The organism is Streptomyces sp. NPDC056224 (assembly GCF_042267665.1).
Lineage (GTDB): Bacteria > Actinomycetota > Actinomycetes > Streptomycetales > Streptomycetaceae > Streptomyces.
Window position 1 is genome coordinate 1 of sequence record NZ_JBHJTK010000014.1, and the last position, 15,210, is coordinate 15,210.

General features: G+C 70.1%; 21 protein-coding genes and 1 pseudogene. 9 read left to right on the forward strand and 13 right to left on the reverse strand.

Translation table 11 applies throughout. From position 1 onward, the window contains the following. Positions 1 to 55: 55 nt before the first annotated feature. The 4 genes from ACFCZ1_RS18415 to ACFCZ1_RS18430 all read right to left on the reverse strand — a co-directional run bounded on the left by ACFCZ1_RS18415 (position 56) and on the right by ACFCZ1_RS18430 (position 3,726). Entirely contained in the window at positions 56 to 646 is a 591-nt protein-coding gene (locus tag ACFCZ1_RS18415; RefSeq protein ID WP_376679317.1) for a malonic semialdehyde reductase, read from the reverse strand. A gap of 97 nt (positions 647 to 743) precedes the next feature. Continuing rightward, complete coding sequence (locus ACFCZ1_RS18420) at positions 744 to 971, reverse strand: exodeoxyribonuclease VII small subunit (RefSeq protein WP_376679318.1); 228 nt, start codon at positions 969 to 971, stop codon at positions 744 to 746. Positions 972 to 1,044: 73 nt separating this feature from the next. After that, positions 1,045 to 2,274: an exodeoxyribonuclease VII large subunit gene (xseA, locus tag ACFCZ1_RS18425; RefSeq protein WP_376679319.1), complete on the reverse strand. Its 1,230-nt coding sequence runs from the start codon at positions 2,272 to 2,274 to the stop codon at positions 1,045 to 1,047. Between the two features lie 33 nt (positions 2,275 to 2,307). Continuing rightward, a complete protein-coding gene (locus tag ACFCZ1_RS18430; protein ID WP_376679320.1) occupies positions 2,308 to 3,726 on the reverse strand; it encodes an APC family permease in 1,419 nt (472 codons plus the stop codon). Positions 3,727 to 3,821: 95 nt separating this feature from the next. Between ACFCZ1_RS18430 and ACFCZ1_RS18435 the strand changes: the two genes are divergently transcribed. Then, positions 3,822 to 4,826 carry a 4-hydroxy-3-methylbut-2-enyl diphosphate reductase gene (locus ACFCZ1_RS18435; RefSeq protein WP_376679321.1) on the forward strand — a complete coding sequence of 335 codons (1,005 nt, stop codon included), beginning with the start codon at positions 3,822 to 3,824 and terminating at the stop codon, positions 4,824 to 4,826. Positions 4,827 to 4,847: 21 nt separating this feature from the next. Next, positions 4,848 to 5,585: a polyphosphate--glucose phosphotransferase gene (gene ppgK / locus ACFCZ1_RS18440; RefSeq protein WP_376679322.1), complete on the forward strand. Its 738-nt coding sequence runs from the start codon at positions 4,848 to 4,850 to the stop codon at positions 5,583 to 5,585. Between the two features lie 67 nt (positions 5,586 to 5,652). Here the strand turns inward: ppgK and ACFCZ1_RS18445 are convergent, their stop codons facing one another. Beyond that, positions 5,653 to 6,090: a DUF6542 domain-containing protein gene (locus ACFCZ1_RS18445; protein WP_376679323.1), complete on the reverse strand. Its 438-nt coding sequence runs from the start codon at positions 6,088 to 6,090 to the stop codon at positions 5,653 to 5,655. A 213-nt stretch (positions 6,091 to 6,303) separates the two neighbouring features. On the opposite strand from ACFCZ1_RS18445, the gene ychF reads away from it, so the two are divergent. Beyond that, positions 6,304 to 7,392, forward strand: coding sequence for a redox-regulated ATPase YchF (gene ychF / locus ACFCZ1_RS18450; protein WP_376679324.1), 1,089 nt, complete (start codon positions 6,304 to 6,306; stop codon positions 7,390 to 7,392). A gap of 145 nt (positions 7,393 to 7,537) precedes the next feature. Here ychF and ACFCZ1_RS18455 read toward each other — a convergent pair whose 3' ends face one another. Further along, on the reverse strand, positions 7,538 to 7,957 hold the full coding sequence (locus tag ACFCZ1_RS18455; RefSeq protein ID WP_360644948.1) for a PIN domain nuclease: 420 nt from the start codon (positions 7,955 to 7,957) through the stop codon (positions 7,538 to 7,540). Continuing rightward, on the reverse strand, positions 7,957 to 8,199 hold the full coding sequence (locus ACFCZ1_RS18460; protein ID WP_031144348.1) for a type II toxin-antitoxin system VapB family antitoxin: 243 nt from the start codon (positions 8,197 to 8,199) through the stop codon (positions 7,957 to 7,959). The genes ACFCZ1_RS18455 and ACFCZ1_RS18460 overlap by 1 nt, the downstream gene beginning before the upstream one ends. A 240-nt stretch (positions 8,200 to 8,439) precedes the next feature. On the opposite strand from ACFCZ1_RS18460, the gene ACFCZ1_RS18465 reads away from it, so the two are divergent. From ACFCZ1_RS18465 to ACFCZ1_RS18480, 4 genes and pseudogenes are all read left to right on the forward strand, one after another. Then, positions 8,440 to 8,637: a hypothetical protein gene (locus ACFCZ1_RS18465; protein ID WP_376679325.1), complete on the forward strand. Its 198-nt coding sequence runs from the start codon at positions 8,440 to 8,442 to the stop codon at positions 8,635 to 8,637. 143 nt (positions 8,638 to 8,780) lie between these two features. Beyond that, positions 8,781 to 9,131 (forward strand): hypothetical protein, encoded by a 351-nt coding sequence (locus ACFCZ1_RS18470; protein WP_376679326.1) that lies wholly within the window; start codon positions 8,781 to 8,783, stop codon positions 9,129 to 9,131. A gap of 344 nt (positions 9,132 to 9,475) precedes the next feature. Further along, the gene (locus ACFCZ1_RS18475) at positions 9,476 to 9,763 is read left to right on the forward strand and encodes a type II toxin-antitoxin system Phd/YefM family antitoxin (protein WP_376679327.1); all 288 of its coding nucleotides are present in this window, start codon (positions 9,476 to 9,478) and stop codon (positions 9,761 to 9,763) included. Next, positions 9,760 to 10,013, forward strand: a pseudogene (locus ACFCZ1_RS18480) (Txe/YoeB family addiction module toxin). The gene ACFCZ1_RS18475 and the pseudogene ACFCZ1_RS18480 overlap by 4 nt, the downstream one beginning before the upstream one ends. Positions 10,014 to 10,087: 74 nt before the next feature. On the opposite strand, the gene ACFCZ1_RS18485 reads toward ACFCZ1_RS18480, so the two are convergent. The 6 genes from ACFCZ1_RS18485 to ACFCZ1_RS18510 all read right to left on the reverse strand — a co-directional run bounded on the left by ACFCZ1_RS18485 (position 10,088) and on the right by ACFCZ1_RS18510 (position 13,208). Next, positions 10,088 to 10,351, reverse strand: a complete 264-nt coding sequence (locus tag ACFCZ1_RS18485; protein WP_376679328.1) for a type II toxin-antitoxin system RelE/ParE family toxin — start codon at positions 10,349 to 10,351, stop codon at positions 10,088 to 10,090. Next, positions 10,344 to 10,613 (reverse strand): type II toxin-antitoxin system Phd/YefM family antitoxin, encoded by a 270-nt coding sequence (locus tag ACFCZ1_RS18490; RefSeq protein ID WP_019434848.1) that lies wholly within the window; start codon positions 10,611 to 10,613, stop codon positions 10,344 to 10,346. Before ACFCZ1_RS18490 ends, ACFCZ1_RS18485 begins: the two co-directional genes overlap by 8 nt. 125 nt (positions 10,614 to 10,738) lie before the next feature. After that, complete coding sequence (locus ACFCZ1_RS18495; RefSeq protein ID WP_376679329.1) at positions 10,739 to 11,320, reverse strand: Uma2 family endonuclease; 582 nt, start codon at positions 11,318 to 11,320, stop codon at positions 10,739 to 10,741. Then, on the reverse strand, positions 11,317 to 11,631 hold the full coding sequence (locus ACFCZ1_RS18500; protein WP_376679330.1) for a hypothetical protein: 315 nt from the start codon (positions 11,629 to 11,631) through the stop codon (positions 11,317 to 11,319). Before ACFCZ1_RS18500 ends, ACFCZ1_RS18495 begins: the two co-directional genes overlap by 4 nt. Positions 11,632 to 11,695: 64 nt before the next feature. Next, on the reverse strand, positions 11,696 to 12,085 hold the full coding sequence (locus ACFCZ1_RS18505; RefSeq protein WP_376679331.1) for a CPCC family cysteine-rich protein: 390 nt from the start codon (positions 12,083 to 12,085) through the stop codon (positions 11,696 to 11,698). 112 nt (positions 12,086 to 12,197) lie between these two features. After that, on the reverse strand, positions 12,198 to 13,208 hold the full coding sequence (locus tag ACFCZ1_RS18510) for an SMP-30/gluconolactonase/LRE family protein (protein ID WP_376679332.1): 1,011 nt from the start codon (positions 13,206 to 13,208) through the stop codon (positions 12,198 to 12,200). Between the two features lie 76 nt (positions 13,209 to 13,284). Between ACFCZ1_RS18510 and ACFCZ1_RS18515 the strand changes: the two genes are divergently transcribed. Beyond that, positions 13,285 to 13,722: a MarR family winged helix-turn-helix transcriptional regulator gene (locus ACFCZ1_RS18515; protein ID WP_376679333.1), complete on the forward strand. Its 438-nt coding sequence runs from the start codon at positions 13,285 to 13,287 to the stop codon at positions 13,720 to 13,722. Between the two features lie 171 nt (positions 13,723 to 13,893). Next, a complete protein-coding gene (locus ACFCZ1_RS18520) occupies positions 13,894 to 14,991 on the forward strand; it encodes an alpha/beta hydrolase (RefSeq protein WP_376679334.1) in 1,098 nt (365 codons plus the stop codon). Positions 14,992 to 15,210: the final 219 nt, after the last annotated feature.

The following is a 15,210-nucleotide window of genomic DNA, read 5'->3' on the forward strand; positions in this document are numbered from 1 at the left end:
ACCCCGGTGTCCGGGGTGCGCGGCCGTTTCGCCGTGCCGGGTCGGCTCCGTCGGCTCAGACGGTGGTGACGACCTCGTCGAACGCCAGGCGCGGGGAGCGCGGGAACCAGGCGTCCTCGCCCGGCTTGCCGATGTTGACGATCATCAGCGGGGTGTGGTCGGCGTCCAGGAACTCCTTCTGGACGCCGGCGAGGTCGGCGCCGGTCATCGGACCCGCGGCCAGGCCGGCGGCGCGGACGCCGACGATGAAGTACGCGGCCTGCAGCGCGGCGTTGAGCAGGGCGGACTGCTCGCGGACCGGGCGCTCGGCGAAGAACATGTCCTTGGCCTGCGGGAAGTGCGGCAGCAGCTGCGGGAGCTCCTCGTGGAACTCGTTGTCCGCGGAGAGGATCGCGACCAGCGGGGCGGCGGCGGTCTTGGCCTGGTTGCCCTCGGCCAGGTGCTTCACCAGGCGCTCGCGGGCCTCGGGGGAGCGGACCAGGGTGATGCGCAGGGGGGTCTGGTTGAAGGCGGTGGGTCCGTACTTCACCAGGTCGTATATCGCCTGGACCTGCTCCTCGGTGACCGGCTCGTCGGAGAACGAGTTGGCCGTGCGGGCCTCGCGGAACAGCAGGTCCTGCGCGGCGGGGTCAAGAACGAGAGACATCGGAAAGCCTTCTTCCATACGGGGGTGAAGCGATGTCCCCGACTCTACGGCGCAAGTAGATGAATTTTCAACTAAATCCCGGGGCCGGTGACCCGGATCACTCGCCCCCGGCCGGCTCGGCCGAGTCCCGGGCCGCGAGCGCCGAGTCCAGCCGGGCCCTCGCCCCCTCCAGCCAGTGCCGGCACACCTTCGCCAGCTCCTCGCCGCGCTCCCAGAGCGCGAGGGAGTCCTCCAGGGACGTCCCGCCCGCCTCCAGTTTGCGGACGACCTCGATGAGCTCGTCGCGCGCCTGCTCGTACCCCAGCGCCGTCTCGGCCTCTGCCATTCCCTTTTCCACCCTGTGTGTAGTGCAACGTGTTGATCGCGGCAGTGTGCCGCCGCCCGCGGGCCGCCGGGAGCTACTCGGAGGCGACCGCCCGTACCGGGGCGACCTGCACGGAAAACGTGCCCTCGGCCACCCGCGCGCGCAGTACCTCCTGCGCCGAGACCTCCTCGGGCGAACGCACCACGTGCCCGTCGGCCCGCTGCAGGACGGCGTAGCCCCGCTCCAAGGTCGCCGCCGGGGACAGCGCCACCACCCGGGCCAGCGTGTGCGCGAGCTCCGAGTCGGCCCGGTCCAGCAGATGCCCGAGCGTCCGCCGGCCGCGCGCCAGCAGCGCCTCCAGCTCGTCCTCGCGGGTCTCCACCATCCGCTGCGGATGGACGAAGACCGGCCGGGCCAGGGCGTGCGTGAGGCCCCGCTCCTCCCGGTCGAGCAGCCCGCTCACCGCGCGCAGCCCCCGGGCCTGCAGCTGGCGTACGCGCTCCAGCTCCTCGCCCACGTCCGGGACCACCTTCTTCGCGGCGTCCGTGGGCGTGGAGGCCCGCAGGTCCGCGACCAGGTCCAGCAGGGGCGAGTCCGGCTCGTGGCCGATCGCCGAGACGACCGGGGTACGGGCCGCCGCGACCGCCCGTACGACCTCCTCGTCGGAGAAGGGCAGCAGGTCCTCCACGCTGCCGCCGCCGCGCGCCACGATGATCACGTCGACCTCGTCGAGCGCGTCGAGCTCCTTGACCGCCTGGATCACCTGCGGCACCGCGTGCACCCCCTGGACGGCGACGTTGCGCACCTCGAAGCGGACCGCCGGCCAGCGGCGCCGGGCGTTCTCCAGCACGTCGCGCTCGGCCGCCGAAGCCCTCCCGACCACCAGCCCGACCAGCTGCGGCAGGAAGGGCAGCGGCTTCTTGCGGTCCAGTGCGAACAGCCCCTCCGCGGCGAGGGACCGCTTGAGCCGCTCCAGCCGGGCCAGCAGCTCTCCGATGCCGACCGGCCGTATCTCCGTGGCCCGCAGGGACAGCTGCCCGCGCGGCGCGTACCACTCGGGCTTGGCCAGCACGACGACCCGCGCGCCCTCCGAGACCACGTCCGCGACCTCGTCGTAGACCTGGCGGAAGCAGGTCACGCTGACCGAGATGTCGTGCGAGGGGTCGCGCAGCGTCAGGAAGACCACCCCCGCTCCCGGCCGCCGCGAGAGCTGCGTGATCTGCCCCTCCACCCACACCTGGCCGAGCCGCTCGATCCAGCCCCCGATGAGCCGGGACACCTGCCCCACCGGCAGCGGCGCCTCGGCCGACGTATTGAGTCCCATGCACGCAGGCTAACGGGCGCCGCTGACAGCGTCTCAGGCTCCGCCGAGGGTGTCGGGATCCCGACGGCCCTCAGGGGTGCCTCCACCGGGCCGTCCGCGCCCTCCGCGCCGTCCGCGCTGGGCGAAGAGCAGGCACAGCCCCGCCGCCAGCCACACCGCCCCCACCAGCTGCGCCGTCCGGGAGGCCCCGACGATCACCGCGATGGTCACCGCCGCGCCCAGCACCGGCGCCACCAGGTGCTTCCACGGGTTCGGCGGACCCTCCCGGCGCCTGACCACGAACCAGCCCACCACCGAGGCGTGCAGCAGCGTGAAGGCCACCAGCGCCCCGACGTCGACGACGGAGACCAGGTGGTCCAGCCCGTCGTCGCGCCGCGCCGCCCACACCGCCGCGACCAGGGTGATGACGGCCGCCACCAGCAGGGCCGGCCGGGGCGTGCCGTCCGAGGTCCGCGCCAACGCGCGCGGCAGCCGCCGCTCCCGGGCCATCGCGAACAGCAGCCGCCCGGCCGCCGCCTGCCCGGCCAGCGCCGCGAAAGCCGCCCCGACCGCCTTGCTCGCCGCCACCAGGTCGTGCAGCCAGGAGCCGACCGAGGTCTCCACCGCCGTGTAGAAGGCCGGGCCCTGCTGCCCCGGATCGGCCGCCAGCTCCGCCGCGGTGACGGGGTTGAGCAGCGCCACGAGGTAGGTCTGGACGACGAACAGCACCCCGGCCAGTGCCAGACAGAGCAGCACCGCCCGGGCCACCCGCTCCGAGCCCCCCGTCACCTCCTCCGCGAAGGAGACGACGGCGTCGAAGCCCAGGTACGAGAGCACGGCCACCGACACCGCGCCCAGTACGGCCGCCGACGAGAAGCCGAGCGAGCCGTCGCCGGTCAGCGGGGAGAGCCAGCCGCGCCGCGCCCCGCCCCGGCCCAGGGCCCAGGCCGCCGCGACCACGAAGACCAGCAGCACCAGGATCTCCATGGCCAGCACGGCGAAGCCCACGCGCGCGGCCGCCCGCACTCCCCACAGGTTCAGCAGCGTGGTGACCACGACGGCCAGCGCCGTCCACACCCACCGGGACACCTCGGGCACCAGGGCGTTCATCGCGATCCCCGAGAACAGGTACGCGACCGCCGGGATCAGCAGGTAGTCGAGCATCGCCATCCACCCGGCGACCAGGCCGGGCCCCTCGCCCAGGCCCTTGCGGGCATAGGTGAAGACAGAGCCGGCCTGCGGGGCGACCCGCACCATCTGGGCGTACGAGAAGGCGGTGAAGGCCATGGCGACGGTCGCGGCGAGGTAGACGAGGGCCACGGCGCCGTGCGACGTCGCGTCCAGGGTGCCGAAGACCCCGACCGGGGCCATGGGGGCGATGAAGAGCAGCCCGTAGACGACCAGGTCCCGGAAGCCGAGGCTCCGCCGCAGGGCGGTGGGCGCCGGCGCGTCGGAATCCGTAGCGGACGCCATCCGTCCTCCGGGCGATAGACGGGACAATCGTTCGGATCCTCTGCGCAAGTGTGTGCCGTACGGCCGACGAACGGCCTCCTGGAGACCCCCGTACGATGGAGCGTATGACTGCTCCCGCCCCTGCTCCCGCTTCCCGCCGTGTCCTGCTCGCCGCGCCCCGCGGCTACTGCGCGGGCGTGGACCGAGCCGTGATCGCCGTCGAGAAAGCCCTTGAGCAGTACGGCGCGCCGGTCTACGTCCGGCACGAGATCGTGCACAACAAGTACGTCGTCCAGACGCTGGAGAAGAAGGGCGCCATCTTCGTCGAGCGGACGGAGGAGGTGCCGGAGGGCTCCATCGTGATGTTCTCCGCCCACGGCGTGGCGCCGGTGGTGCACGAGGAGGCGGCGCGCGGCAAGCTCGCGACGATCGACGCGACGTGCCCGCTGGTCACCAAGGTGCACAAGGAAGCCATCCGGTACGCGAACGAGGACTTCGACATCCTCCTCATCGGCCACGAGGGCCACGAGGAGGTCATCGGCACCTCCGGCGAGGCCCCCGACCACATCACGATCGTGGACGGCCCGGACGACGTCGCGTCCGTCGAGGTGCGCGACGAGTCCAAGGTCGTCTGGCTGTCCCAGACCACGCTCTCGGTCGACGAGACGATGGAGACGGTCGACGCGCTGAAGACCAGGTTCCCGCTGCTGGTCTCGCCTCCGAGCGACGACATCTGCTACGCCACCTCGAACCGGCAGGCCGCGGTCAAGGCCATGGGCGCCGACTCCGACCTGGTCATCGTGGTCGGTTCCAAGAACTCCTCGAACTCGATCCGGCTGGTCGAGGTCGCGCTGGACGCGGGCGCGCGCGCCGCGTACCTGGTCGACTTCGCGAGCGAGATCGACGAGGCCTGGCTGGAGGGCGTCACCACGGTCGGCCTGACCTCGGGCGCCTCGGTGCCGGAGGTCCTCGTCGAGGAGGTCCTGGAGTGGCTGGCCGCGCGCGGTTACGAGGACGTGGAGATCGTCAAGACCGCCGAGGAGTCGATCGTCTTCTCGCTGCCGAAGGAACTGCGCCGCGACCTGCGTGCCGAAGCCGCGGAACTGGTCGCCGACAAGTAACTCCTTTCGTACGGTATGTCCATGCAGATCATGGGTGTGGACATCGGCGGTTCAGGGATCAAGGGCGCGCCCGTGGACCTGGACCGCGGCGACCTGGCGCGGGAGCGCCACAAAGTACTGACACCGCAGCCGGCCACCCCCGAGGAGGTGGCCGGCTGCGTCGCGGAGGTGGTCGGCGCCTTTTCCTGGTCGGGCCCGGTCGGGGTCACCTTCCCGGGCGTGGTCACGAACGGGATCACCCGTTCGGCGGCCAACGTCGACAAGGGCTGGGTCGGCGTCGACGCGGCGGCGCTGCTCGCGCGCGAACTGGGCGGGCTGCCGGTGACGGTCCTCAACGACGCGGACGCGGCAGGAGTCGCGGAGATGACGTACGGGGCCGGGCGCGGCCGCGGCGGCACGGTCATCATGCTCACCCTGGGCACGGGCATCGGGAGCGCCCTGTTCACGGACGGGCACCTGGTGGCGAACACGGAGCTCGGGCACCTGGAACTGAAGGGCCACGACGCGGAGACGCGGGCGTCGGTGAAGGCCAAGGAGGACGGCGACCTCACGTGGGAGCGCTGGGCGCACCGGCTCCAGAAGTACCTCGCGCACGTGGAGATGCTGTTCTCCCCGGACCTCTTCATCATCGGGGGCGGCGTCAGCCGCAAGCCGGAGAAGTTCCTGCCGCTGATCGAGGGCATCCGGGCCGAGATCGTCCCGGCCAGGCTCCAGAACAATGCGGGGATCGTGGGAGCGGCGATGGCGGCGAGGCTCTAGCTGGGGCCTGGGGCCTGGGGGCTCGGGCTCGGGCTCGGGCTTGGGGCCCGGGGGTCCGGGGCCGGTGTCACGCCGTTCGCCGGGGCAGGCGCCGCCTGCCGATGAGCACGGCCTTGCGCACCACCGCGATCAGGGCGGCGGCCAGCGTCCCCGCGTACAGCCAGCCCGCGTGCAGGGACAGGGCGGACACCAGCCCCATCAGCTGCCCGCCCAAGCCGCCGGAGCCGCCCGAGACGGGCCACACTCCGGCGGCGAACGCGATGGGGGCGGTGATCGGGGCGGTGATCAGGTCGGCGGGCCGGACCCACAGCGCGGTGGCGGCCGCGACGGGCACGAAGAGCAGCCCGTAGACGAACAGCGAGGAGTCGAACAGCAGCCAGCAGATCCCGCCGGCCAGCATCATGGCGGCGCACGCGAACAGCCCGCCGCCGAGCCCGGTCAGCCGGGGCCGGGGCAGCCGGCGGGTCAGCGGGGGCAGCGGGCGGCCGCCGCCCTGGGCGGGCACGGCCGCAGGCCGTGTCCCCCGGCGCTGGGCCGGGGGTCGCTGGGGGTGAGGGGCCGGTCGCGTCCTGTGTTGCTCCACGCCACCACGCTAGGCGCGGGGAGCGCGGTATCCGTGTGGGGACACGCGTACATCGACCGCCGCTCATCGGAAAGTAAACTGTCCGGTGGCCCACCTCCGGGCCGCCGCCCCCTCCAGCTACGGGAAGTCGCCAACGTGTCGCTCACGATCGGAATCGTCGGCCTGCCGAATGTCGGCAAGTCGACCCTGTTCAACGCCCTGACCAAGAACGACGTGCTGGCGGCCAACTACCCGTTCGCCACGATCGAGCCGAACGTCGGCGTCGTCGGCGTCCCGGACCAGCGCCTCGCGGTCCTCGCGGGCATCTTCGGCTCCCAGAAGCTCCTCCCGGCGACGGTCGACTTCGTCGACATCGCGGGCATCGTGCGCGGTGCCTCGGAGGGTGAGGGCCTGGGCAACAAGTTCCTGGCCAACATCCGCGAGTCGGACGCGATCTGCCAGGTCATCCGTGCCTTCAAGGACGAGAACGTCGTGCACGTCGACGGCAAGGTCTCGCCGAAGGACGACATCGAGACGATCAACACCGAGCTGATCCTCGCCGACCTCCAGTCCATCGAGAAGGCCGAGCCGCGCCTGACGAAGGAGTCCCGCCTCCAGAAGGAGAAGGTCGCGGTCCTCGCGGCCGTCGTCGAGGCCAAGAAGATCCTCGAAGCCGGCGACACCCTCTTCTCCAAGGGCATCACCAAGGGCACGGAGCAGGGCGACCTCCTCCACGAGCTGCACCTGCTGACCACGAAGCCGTTCCTCTACGTCTTCAACGTGGACGAGGACGAGCTGGTGGACGACGCCTTCAAGGCGGAGCAGAGCGCGCTCGTCGCCCCGGCCGAGGCGATCTTCCTGAACGCCAAGCTGGAGCAGGACCTCTCCGAGCTGGACGAGGACGAGGCCCTCGAACTGCTCCAGTCGGTCGGCCAGGATGAGCCGGGCCTGGCCACCCTCGGCCGCGTCGGCTTCGCCACGCTGGGCCTCCAGACGTACCTGACGGCCGGCCCGAAGGAGACCCGCGCCTGGACGATCAAGCGGGGCGCCACCGCCCCGGAGGCGGCCGGCGTGATCCACACCGACTTCCAGCGCGGCTTCATCAAGGCCGAGGTCATCTCCTTCGCGGACCTGGTCGAGTGCGGCTCGGTCGCCGAGGCCCGCGCGAAGGGCAAGGCCCGCATGGAGGGCAAGGACTACGTCATGCAGGACGGCGACGTGGTGGAGTTCCGCTTCAACGTCTGATCGCAAACCCATAAGCGGCCTGACCTGCGAGAACGCGGGTCAGGCCGTTGTGCTGTCCGCAACAGTCCGCAGAACGGTTCGACCCTGAGGGGAATGCCACCCCGCGCCAGCCCCACTGGCCGGCAACCATCAGGATGGAATCAGCTCAGTGGTCGGCGCTGCCCGGGGGTACCACCCATTGGGTCGGCTGTCCGGTGATGGAGGCGATCATGTCAAAGTCGCCGTCGTAGTGGAGGACGGTCAGCCGGTGCAGTTCTGCGGTGGCGGCGATGAGCAGATCGGGGAGGGACAGAGCGCGGTGGAAGCCGGCGTTGAGGGCGTGGCGCTGGGTCTCCAGGGCACGGGTGAAGGTGTCGTCGTCACAGGTGAGGTAGTCGAATGCGTGGAGCCAGGTGCTGATGCGCAGCGCTTCTGCGGTGGTGCGGGCGGAGTGCACCATTTCGTATTCCGTGGGCTGACACACGGCTAGCAGGTAGCGCTCGTGCAGCGGCTGGAGTGCGTCTTTTACCGGGGGTTTCGACCATCGAGCGAGGGCGGATTTGTCGATGAGGTAGCGGTCTTGCATCAGGCGGCCTGGCCGCCTGTGCGCTTGAGGGAGCCGTCGGCGTTGCGGGGGCCGGTGTTCTCGATGATCTCGCTGAAGTCGAGCTCGCCTGAGTCCATGGCGTCGAAGAACTCTTGGCGCAGGTGACGCTTGACGGCGTCCTCCATGGCCAGTCGCACGGCCTTCGCCTTGGTCTTGGTGCCGAAGATGCGCATAGCCTCGGCGACCATGTCCTCGTCGAGATCGATGACTGTCCGAGCCATGGTTTGAGTCCCTTCTCCGGGAGGTGCACTACGCAAAACGATACCATCTCGATGGCGGCGGCGATGTCGTTTTGTGTTCCGGTTGCACCGGACAGCCTCTGGGTTCGGGATCGCCCGGCACCCTCGACGGTTGCTGGATCCACGCTGGATCGGTCCTGCGCGTGAGCTGTTCCCGCAGGTCATCGCGGAGTCGTCGATATTCCGCTTCAAGGCGGCGGCTCCGCCGGCCTGCTGGTGGTCATGGCGCAACTGTGCGCGGGCGGCCTCGATCTCCTCGCGGGTGAGCTCATTATTGTCGGTCTCGAAGTCGGCAACGATCTCCCGGAGCTTGTCCATGGCGACCCGCTGATCGAGGGCTTGGGCGACATGGGCGGAGAAGCCGCCGGGCCCGACGTGGGCGCGTGCGGCCTCGGCGAGGTCCTCGGGCAGGCTCATTGAGTACTTCCTGCTACTGCTCATGGTGCGGATCCTGCCGGCGGTAGCAAGGCTCTGCGTGGGGGCAGTCTGGGCTGGCGAGCGCAGATTGGCGGTCCGTTGCGCTTCGGCGTCTGACCGCGCCGCACACTGGAGGGCCCGGCTCATTGAGTCAAACCCCTCATGCCGCTGACGCGGGCCGCCCCGTCGGCCGGGCCGCCCCTGTCCTCGATTTCGAGATCGAGCTCGCGCCTGGCATATGGATCGACGGGACGGCCTCGATGCCCAAGCCCGACTATGCCTACATCACTCTGACCGACGTGACCACAGGCGAAGCCGCGGTCTTCGCGCAGTGGCTTCGGGACTCCCTTGTGCCCGCACCGCACCTCGTCTGGTTCGCGAGCAGCCTCGCTGTGGCGAACGGCGAGCAGGACCCGTGGCCGCTGCCGGTCGAGGGTAGGGACGAAGAGATCGCAGCGGAGCTGCGCAGGCACCTCGACTCCGTCGAGACCCGGTAGGGCAGTCCGCGGACAGTCCGCAGGACACCCGTAAACAGCCGTCGGGACCCAACGCACACAAACGGAAAAATGCCTGGTCAGGGCGGCACATGCGGTTCCGCCGCAGGTCAGGATCGGTCCGCAGACATTCCGCTTCAACGTGTGAGCGGATGAAATGGCGCCACGTCACTGACGTAGCAAACATGCAGGTCAGAAGGGGTCGACTCCGTCGGGAGTCGGCCCCTTCTGGCTTCCCGTGCTGGGATGGTGCTGGGAAATCTGACCATGCACCAGCCGCTCGACCCGGCCGGAGGGTGTCGAGAATGGTACGTCATTAGGTACCACTTGAGGGATGGGGTCGGGTCATGTCCATAACCGCGAGCGAAGCCCGCAAGGAACTCTTTCCGCTGATCAAGAAGGTCAACGAGAACCACGAGGCCATCGAGATCGTGTCCAAGCACAGCAATGCCGTGCTCGTCTCGGCCGAGGATTACGCGGCGCTGCGCGAGGGCTCGTACCTGCTGCGCTCTCCGGCGAACGCCCGTCGGCTGCTCAAGGCGTACGAGAACGCCCTGGCCCACATCAACGTGTCGGAGCGCGAGCTGATCGATCCGGACTCGGCGGGTGCGGGTGCGGGTGCGGGTGCCGCGTGAGGCTCGTCTTCGAGGATCAGGGCTGGGAGGACTACACGTCCCGGCTCAAGGACGACCGCAAGATGCTCGCCAGGATCAACAAGCTCATTGAGGACGTCGGGCGCGACCCCTTCACGGGCATCGGCAAGCCGGAGCCGCTGAAGTATCAGCTGCCAGGGGCGTGGTCGCGGCGGATCGACGACGAGCACCGCCTGGTCTACCTGGTGACGGACAAGGAGGTCGTCACCTCGCGGCTCGGTACCACTACTGACCGCCCGAGTCCGACCTCTTCGTCGTTACCGTGCTGGATGGGTGCTGGACATCCTGACGTGTGGTCAGCGGCAATCAGGTGTCGTGAACGGTGGACCGGTGTCCCACGTGAACGACCCAGACCACCAGTTCCCCGTTGTCGATCGTGTAGACGACGCGGTAGTTGCCGACCCGTAGCCGGCGGCGGTCTGGCTGGGACACGAGTGCGGTGGTGTTGAAGCCGAGCGGATCGCTTTCCAGCTCGGTCAGTTTGGCCAGGATGCGCAGCGCCGTGTCGCGAGGGATCTTCCGAAGTTCGGCCTGCGCCTCGGGGCGGAAGACGGTTCGGTACTCACTCACCGCGCGCCAGCGTCTCCCTCATGATGTCCTCGATCGGGATGCCGGGTGCGGGGTTTGCCATGCGCTCGTCGATGATCCGATTGATTTCGCGCTCTTCCCACTCCTGGTACTTGCGCAGCACCTCGATGGAGACGACTGCGGCGACTTCCTTGCCGCGGCGCGTGATCACCGTGGGTACGTCGTCGCGGTCCGCGCGCTCCACGACCTCCGCCAGGTGGGCGCGCACGTCGCGGATGGACTCTATGGGCAGCGGCTGCGTCATGCGCTCAAGCGTACCGAGTGTCCCATGTGTACACAACGCCTGCGATGGGTGGGCCCCCCTCGCCGCGGTCGCGTGTGCCGGATGTGCCGAGTGAACGTGCACCGTGCCGACTCGGTGCCGGCTTTTCAGCTGCTTCGGGGCGGTGTGAGCTTGTCGAGGTCCAGGCTGACCGCGAAGGGCACTGGGCGCTGGAGGGTGCCCCGGAAGATCCCGGCGGGCGCGTAGGCGCCGGTGGGTTCGTCGAGCTCGTAGACGTGGACGACGGGTGCCCCGTCCTCGTCCTCGATGCACCAGTAGTGCGGGATGCCGGCCTCCGCGTACTTGCGGAGCTTTACTGTGCGGTCGCGATGGGCGGACTCGGGTGACACCGCCTCCACGACGAGCTTCACGTCCTCTGGGGCGTACCAGGTGCGGTCGGGGTCATAGGGCAGGTTCGTCAGCAAGAGGTCCGGCTCGGGGCGGTTGCGGGCATCGAGGCGGATCGTCATCTCGCGCTCAACCTCGAAGCCGGCCGGCGCCTGCGCCATGAGCGTGGTGGTCAGGGCGGTGACGAGGCGGCCGTGCCAGGACCGCTGGGGCGACATCATGAAGACGAGGGCTCCGTCGATCAACTCGGTGTGGCGGGGTGCCTCGGGGAGGCGGTCGAGGTCCTCCGCGAACCAGCCTTCCGCACGCGGCGGGCGCATCCAGTCGGGCAGTGCGGTCATGGCTTCACGGTAGCGGCCCGCAGCCCGAGCTGGAGAGTCAACGATCCCGGTAGCCGTGGCCGGTCCCCTCGGGTGCTGAAACGGCATCGGTCACCTCTCCACGTGGAGGTCGGTACGTCGATCCACGTGGGCGCGACGTAGATGTCGTCGCCGACGGGGGCTTCGGAGGCTTCCAGCAGGGACCACGTGCGGGACTCCTCGACCAGGTGCTCCCAGGGCGCGGTCCAGTCGGGTTCCCAGTCCAGAGCGGTGCCGGAGATGTCGTACGTGCGGTCGGCGTCCACCCGCCGGAACCGGGAGTAGAGGATCACCTGGGCGTGGTCGGCCAGGTCGTTGATGATCTCGGTGAAGGGGGCCGAGGGCCAGCTGGGGGCGTCATGATGCCGCCGGGTCCCCGCGGCGCCAGAAGGTGGGGAGCCACCAGCAGAGCACCGAGCGGTCGTCGGGCCACGGGGCGCGGTCCTCGGCTTCCCGGTCCTCGAAGGAGTCGCGTGTCAGGTCGATGGGGCGCCAGGCGGGGTCGAGCGGCTCGTCCGCGACCGGCGGGCGGACGTACTGCCGGCCGTGTCGGTCGCAGGCACCGAAGTCCTGGTAGTTGCGCTGGGCCTCGATCAGGGAGACCTTGTTCGCTCCGCCTTCCATGGCCGGCCAGCGGAACTGGACCCCGTCGTCCTCCCAGAGGCAGACGGGGCAGATCTCGTAGGAGCCGGGCATGTCGTCAAGCACGCGGTGGCCGCAGCAGGGACAGGGGTAGGAGTCGCTCACCCGCGCAGTCTCGTTGCGGGTCCCGCCGGTGTGCCATGCATTTCTCCGCCGCAGCGTTCCAGCCGGTCCGCGGGCCTTCCGCGGGACACCGCCCGGCGCGGAAGGCGGGACCCTACAGGCCGCGGACCGAGGCGATCGTGAACGTGGTGGGGGTGTCCGAGCCGGGGGGCATCCGGTCGAACTGGGAGCGGACCACCAGGGTGCGGCCCGCGGTGTGGGTCAGGGTCGTGGGGATCTGCAGGGACGGGTCCGTGACCGTGTGGAGCAGGCGGGCGCGGGTGCCGTCCTGGCCGAGTCGCCAGCGGGTCAGGGTGTTCGTGGTGTTGTGCGCCACGCGCAGGGTGCCGTCGGGGGAGGGGTCGAGGCCGTCGGCGGCCTTCATGTCGGCGCCGCCCAGGTCGACGCGGCGCACGGCGCCGGTGCGCAGGTCGACGCGGTAGAGGTCGCCCCGGGGCATGTCGACGGTGAGCAGGTAGCGGCCCGTCCGGTCCGAGACGATGCCGTTGAGGCTGAACGAGCCCGCGGGGCGGGGGCCCAGCGCCGGGGTGAGGTCGTACGCCTCGGTCAGGGTGCCGCTGCCGGCGGCCAGTTGGGCCGGGGTCACGCGGTAGACCACCCCGCGGGCGCTGTCCGTCAGGTACGCGGTGCCGTCTGGGGTGAGGGTCAGGTCGTTGACGAAGCGGGGGGAGGTCCCGCCCACCTCGAAGTGGGCCAGGCGGGCCCCGGTCGAGGTGTCGTAGACGCAGACGCCGGTGGTGGAGTCCGTGACCCACAGGCGGCCCCGGGCGTCGACGCGCAGGCCGTTCGCCGTGCGGCGGCCGTCGGTGCCGGAGGGCAGGAACACCTCGGCCCCGGGGCGGCCGGGACGGGCGCGGTAGACGGTGCCGTCCGCGTACGAGCCCACGTAGACCGTGCGGGTGCGGGGGTCGGTGGCGATGCCCTCCGGGTAGACCTTCGCGCCGGGCAGGGTGAAGGCCGTGGATATGGAGACGCGGACGTCGGCGTCGCGGGTCTCGGCCCGGGCGGGGACCGCTCCGCTCGCGAGCACCCCGGCCAGGGCTGCCGTCAGGGCCGTCGCAATGGCCGGGATCCGCTTCCGCCGCTTGGTCGAGTACGTCATCATGCATGTCCTCTAATGAGTAGGTGGGTGCGAATTTAGATTGGAGCTCTAATGCATGCAAGGGTCGTAGGATGCGGGAATGACCTCGATGGCCCCCGCGGAGCGCATCGGCGCACACCTCAAGCGCGCTGAGCAGGCACTCCTCGCGGCGAAGAACGCAGCGTGCAAGCCGGCCGCCGTGACGGTTCCCCAGTACGCCGCGCTGCTCTGGCTGGACGAGAAGCCCGGCATCTCCGCTGCCGCACTCGCGCGGCTGTGCGGGGTGACCCCGCCGACCATGAACACCGTGCTGAAGAACCTCCAGGAGCGCGGGTTCGTCGAGCGGACCCCGCACGAGTGGCACCGCAACGTGCTGGAGACCCGGCTCACCGACGAGGGGCGCGCCGCGCTGGAGCTGGCCGATTCCGGTGCGGTGCGGGTGGAGCGGGCGCTCGCCGCGGCGTTCACCGACGAGGAGCGGGAGCAGCTCGTCCGGCTGCTCGGCCGGTGCGCGCAGGTGCTCGACGGCCAGCGTTGAGACCTCCCCGTTCCGCTGCCCTCATTCCGCTGCCCCTCGTTCCGCTGAGAGCCGCGCAATGTTTTTGCTCGGATTTGGAACTGTCCGGGGGGTTCGCGCATCCCACCCCCTAGGGACGCACAGCCGTTCTGCCCCGCCTCGGGGCAGCCAAGACCGTTCGGAGCCACGTTCGTGCACGAGTACCCGCAGCGCCCGCAGCCCAAGCGCTCCCGCCGTCGAATATGGATCGGCGCGGTGGTCGCCCTCGTGGTCCTGCTCGGCGGTGGCGGCGGCTTCGCCGCCTGGAAGCTGGACCGGTTCTCCGGCAACGGCGAGAAGGTGAGCTTCGGAAAGCCCGCGTCGGCCCCCGCCGCGGAACAGCAGGCCGCCCCGAGCGGGTCCCCGTCCCCCACGCCCTCCGGCGACCCGGACGTGCTCATGCCGACGGGCCCGAAGGCCGACTTCAAGCAGACCACCAAGCTCGACGACGGCACGGTCATCGCCAAGACCCGCCTCGCGGGCGCGAAGTCCGGCTTCGAGGGTGACGTGTGGGTGTGGGCGCCCAAGGAGTACGACGACCCGAAGTACGCCAAGAGCGGCTTCCCGGTACTCATCGCGCTCCCCGGCGGCAACGGCTTCCCGGCCAACTACTGGTCCGACCGCAGCCTCGGCCTCCAGAAGGCCATCAGCGAGGGCGTCCAGGCCGGTACCAGCCTCCCCTTCATCGTGGTCATGCCGGTGCTCAACCCGGACAACAAGTACTACTACGACGGCGCCGACATCCCCGGCCAGCCCAAGATGGGCACCTGGATCGCCGAGGACGTCCCGGCCTTCGCCAAGGCCAACTTCCGCACGTTCAAGTCCCGTGACGGCTGGGCCTTCATGGGCTCCTCCTCCGGCGCCTTCGTCGGCATGAAGACGGTGCTGCAGCACCCGGACCGGTTCAAGGCCGTGATCGCCAGCGGCGGCGAGATCGTTCCCGACTCCCCGCTCTGGAAGGGCCACCAGGCGGAGATGGACGCCAACAACCCGGAGACCCTGGCCAGGAAGCTCATCGAGACCAACGGGCCCGAGGTCTACATCAACTTCCAGATCGGCACCAAGGAGAGCGGGAAGGAGCGGATGACGAAGTTCCAGCAGCAGTACGGCAAGGGACCCGTCAAGATCACCATCCGCGACATCCAGAACGGCGAGCACAACGGCTGGCACTACGTACGGGGCATGAAGGAAGGCTCCCTGGAGTCGATCAGCAAGGTGCTCAAGGCCCCCAAGCCCGACACGGCCGGCTGACGCCCGCACCCGAGCCCCTGTACGAGCCCGTTCCGGTCCGTGCCCGAGCCCCTGCGCGAGCCCGTTCCGGTCCGTACCGCCGGCGCGCACGAACATGGTGGGCGCCACGTGAGGGGCACCACGTGGTGCTCAGCACGTGACCCCCGTCCCAGGCAACCCATCCCGTCGTTCATACCTCTGTAAAGGGTGTAAGGGGGACCGATCGGTCCGACCCGCGCT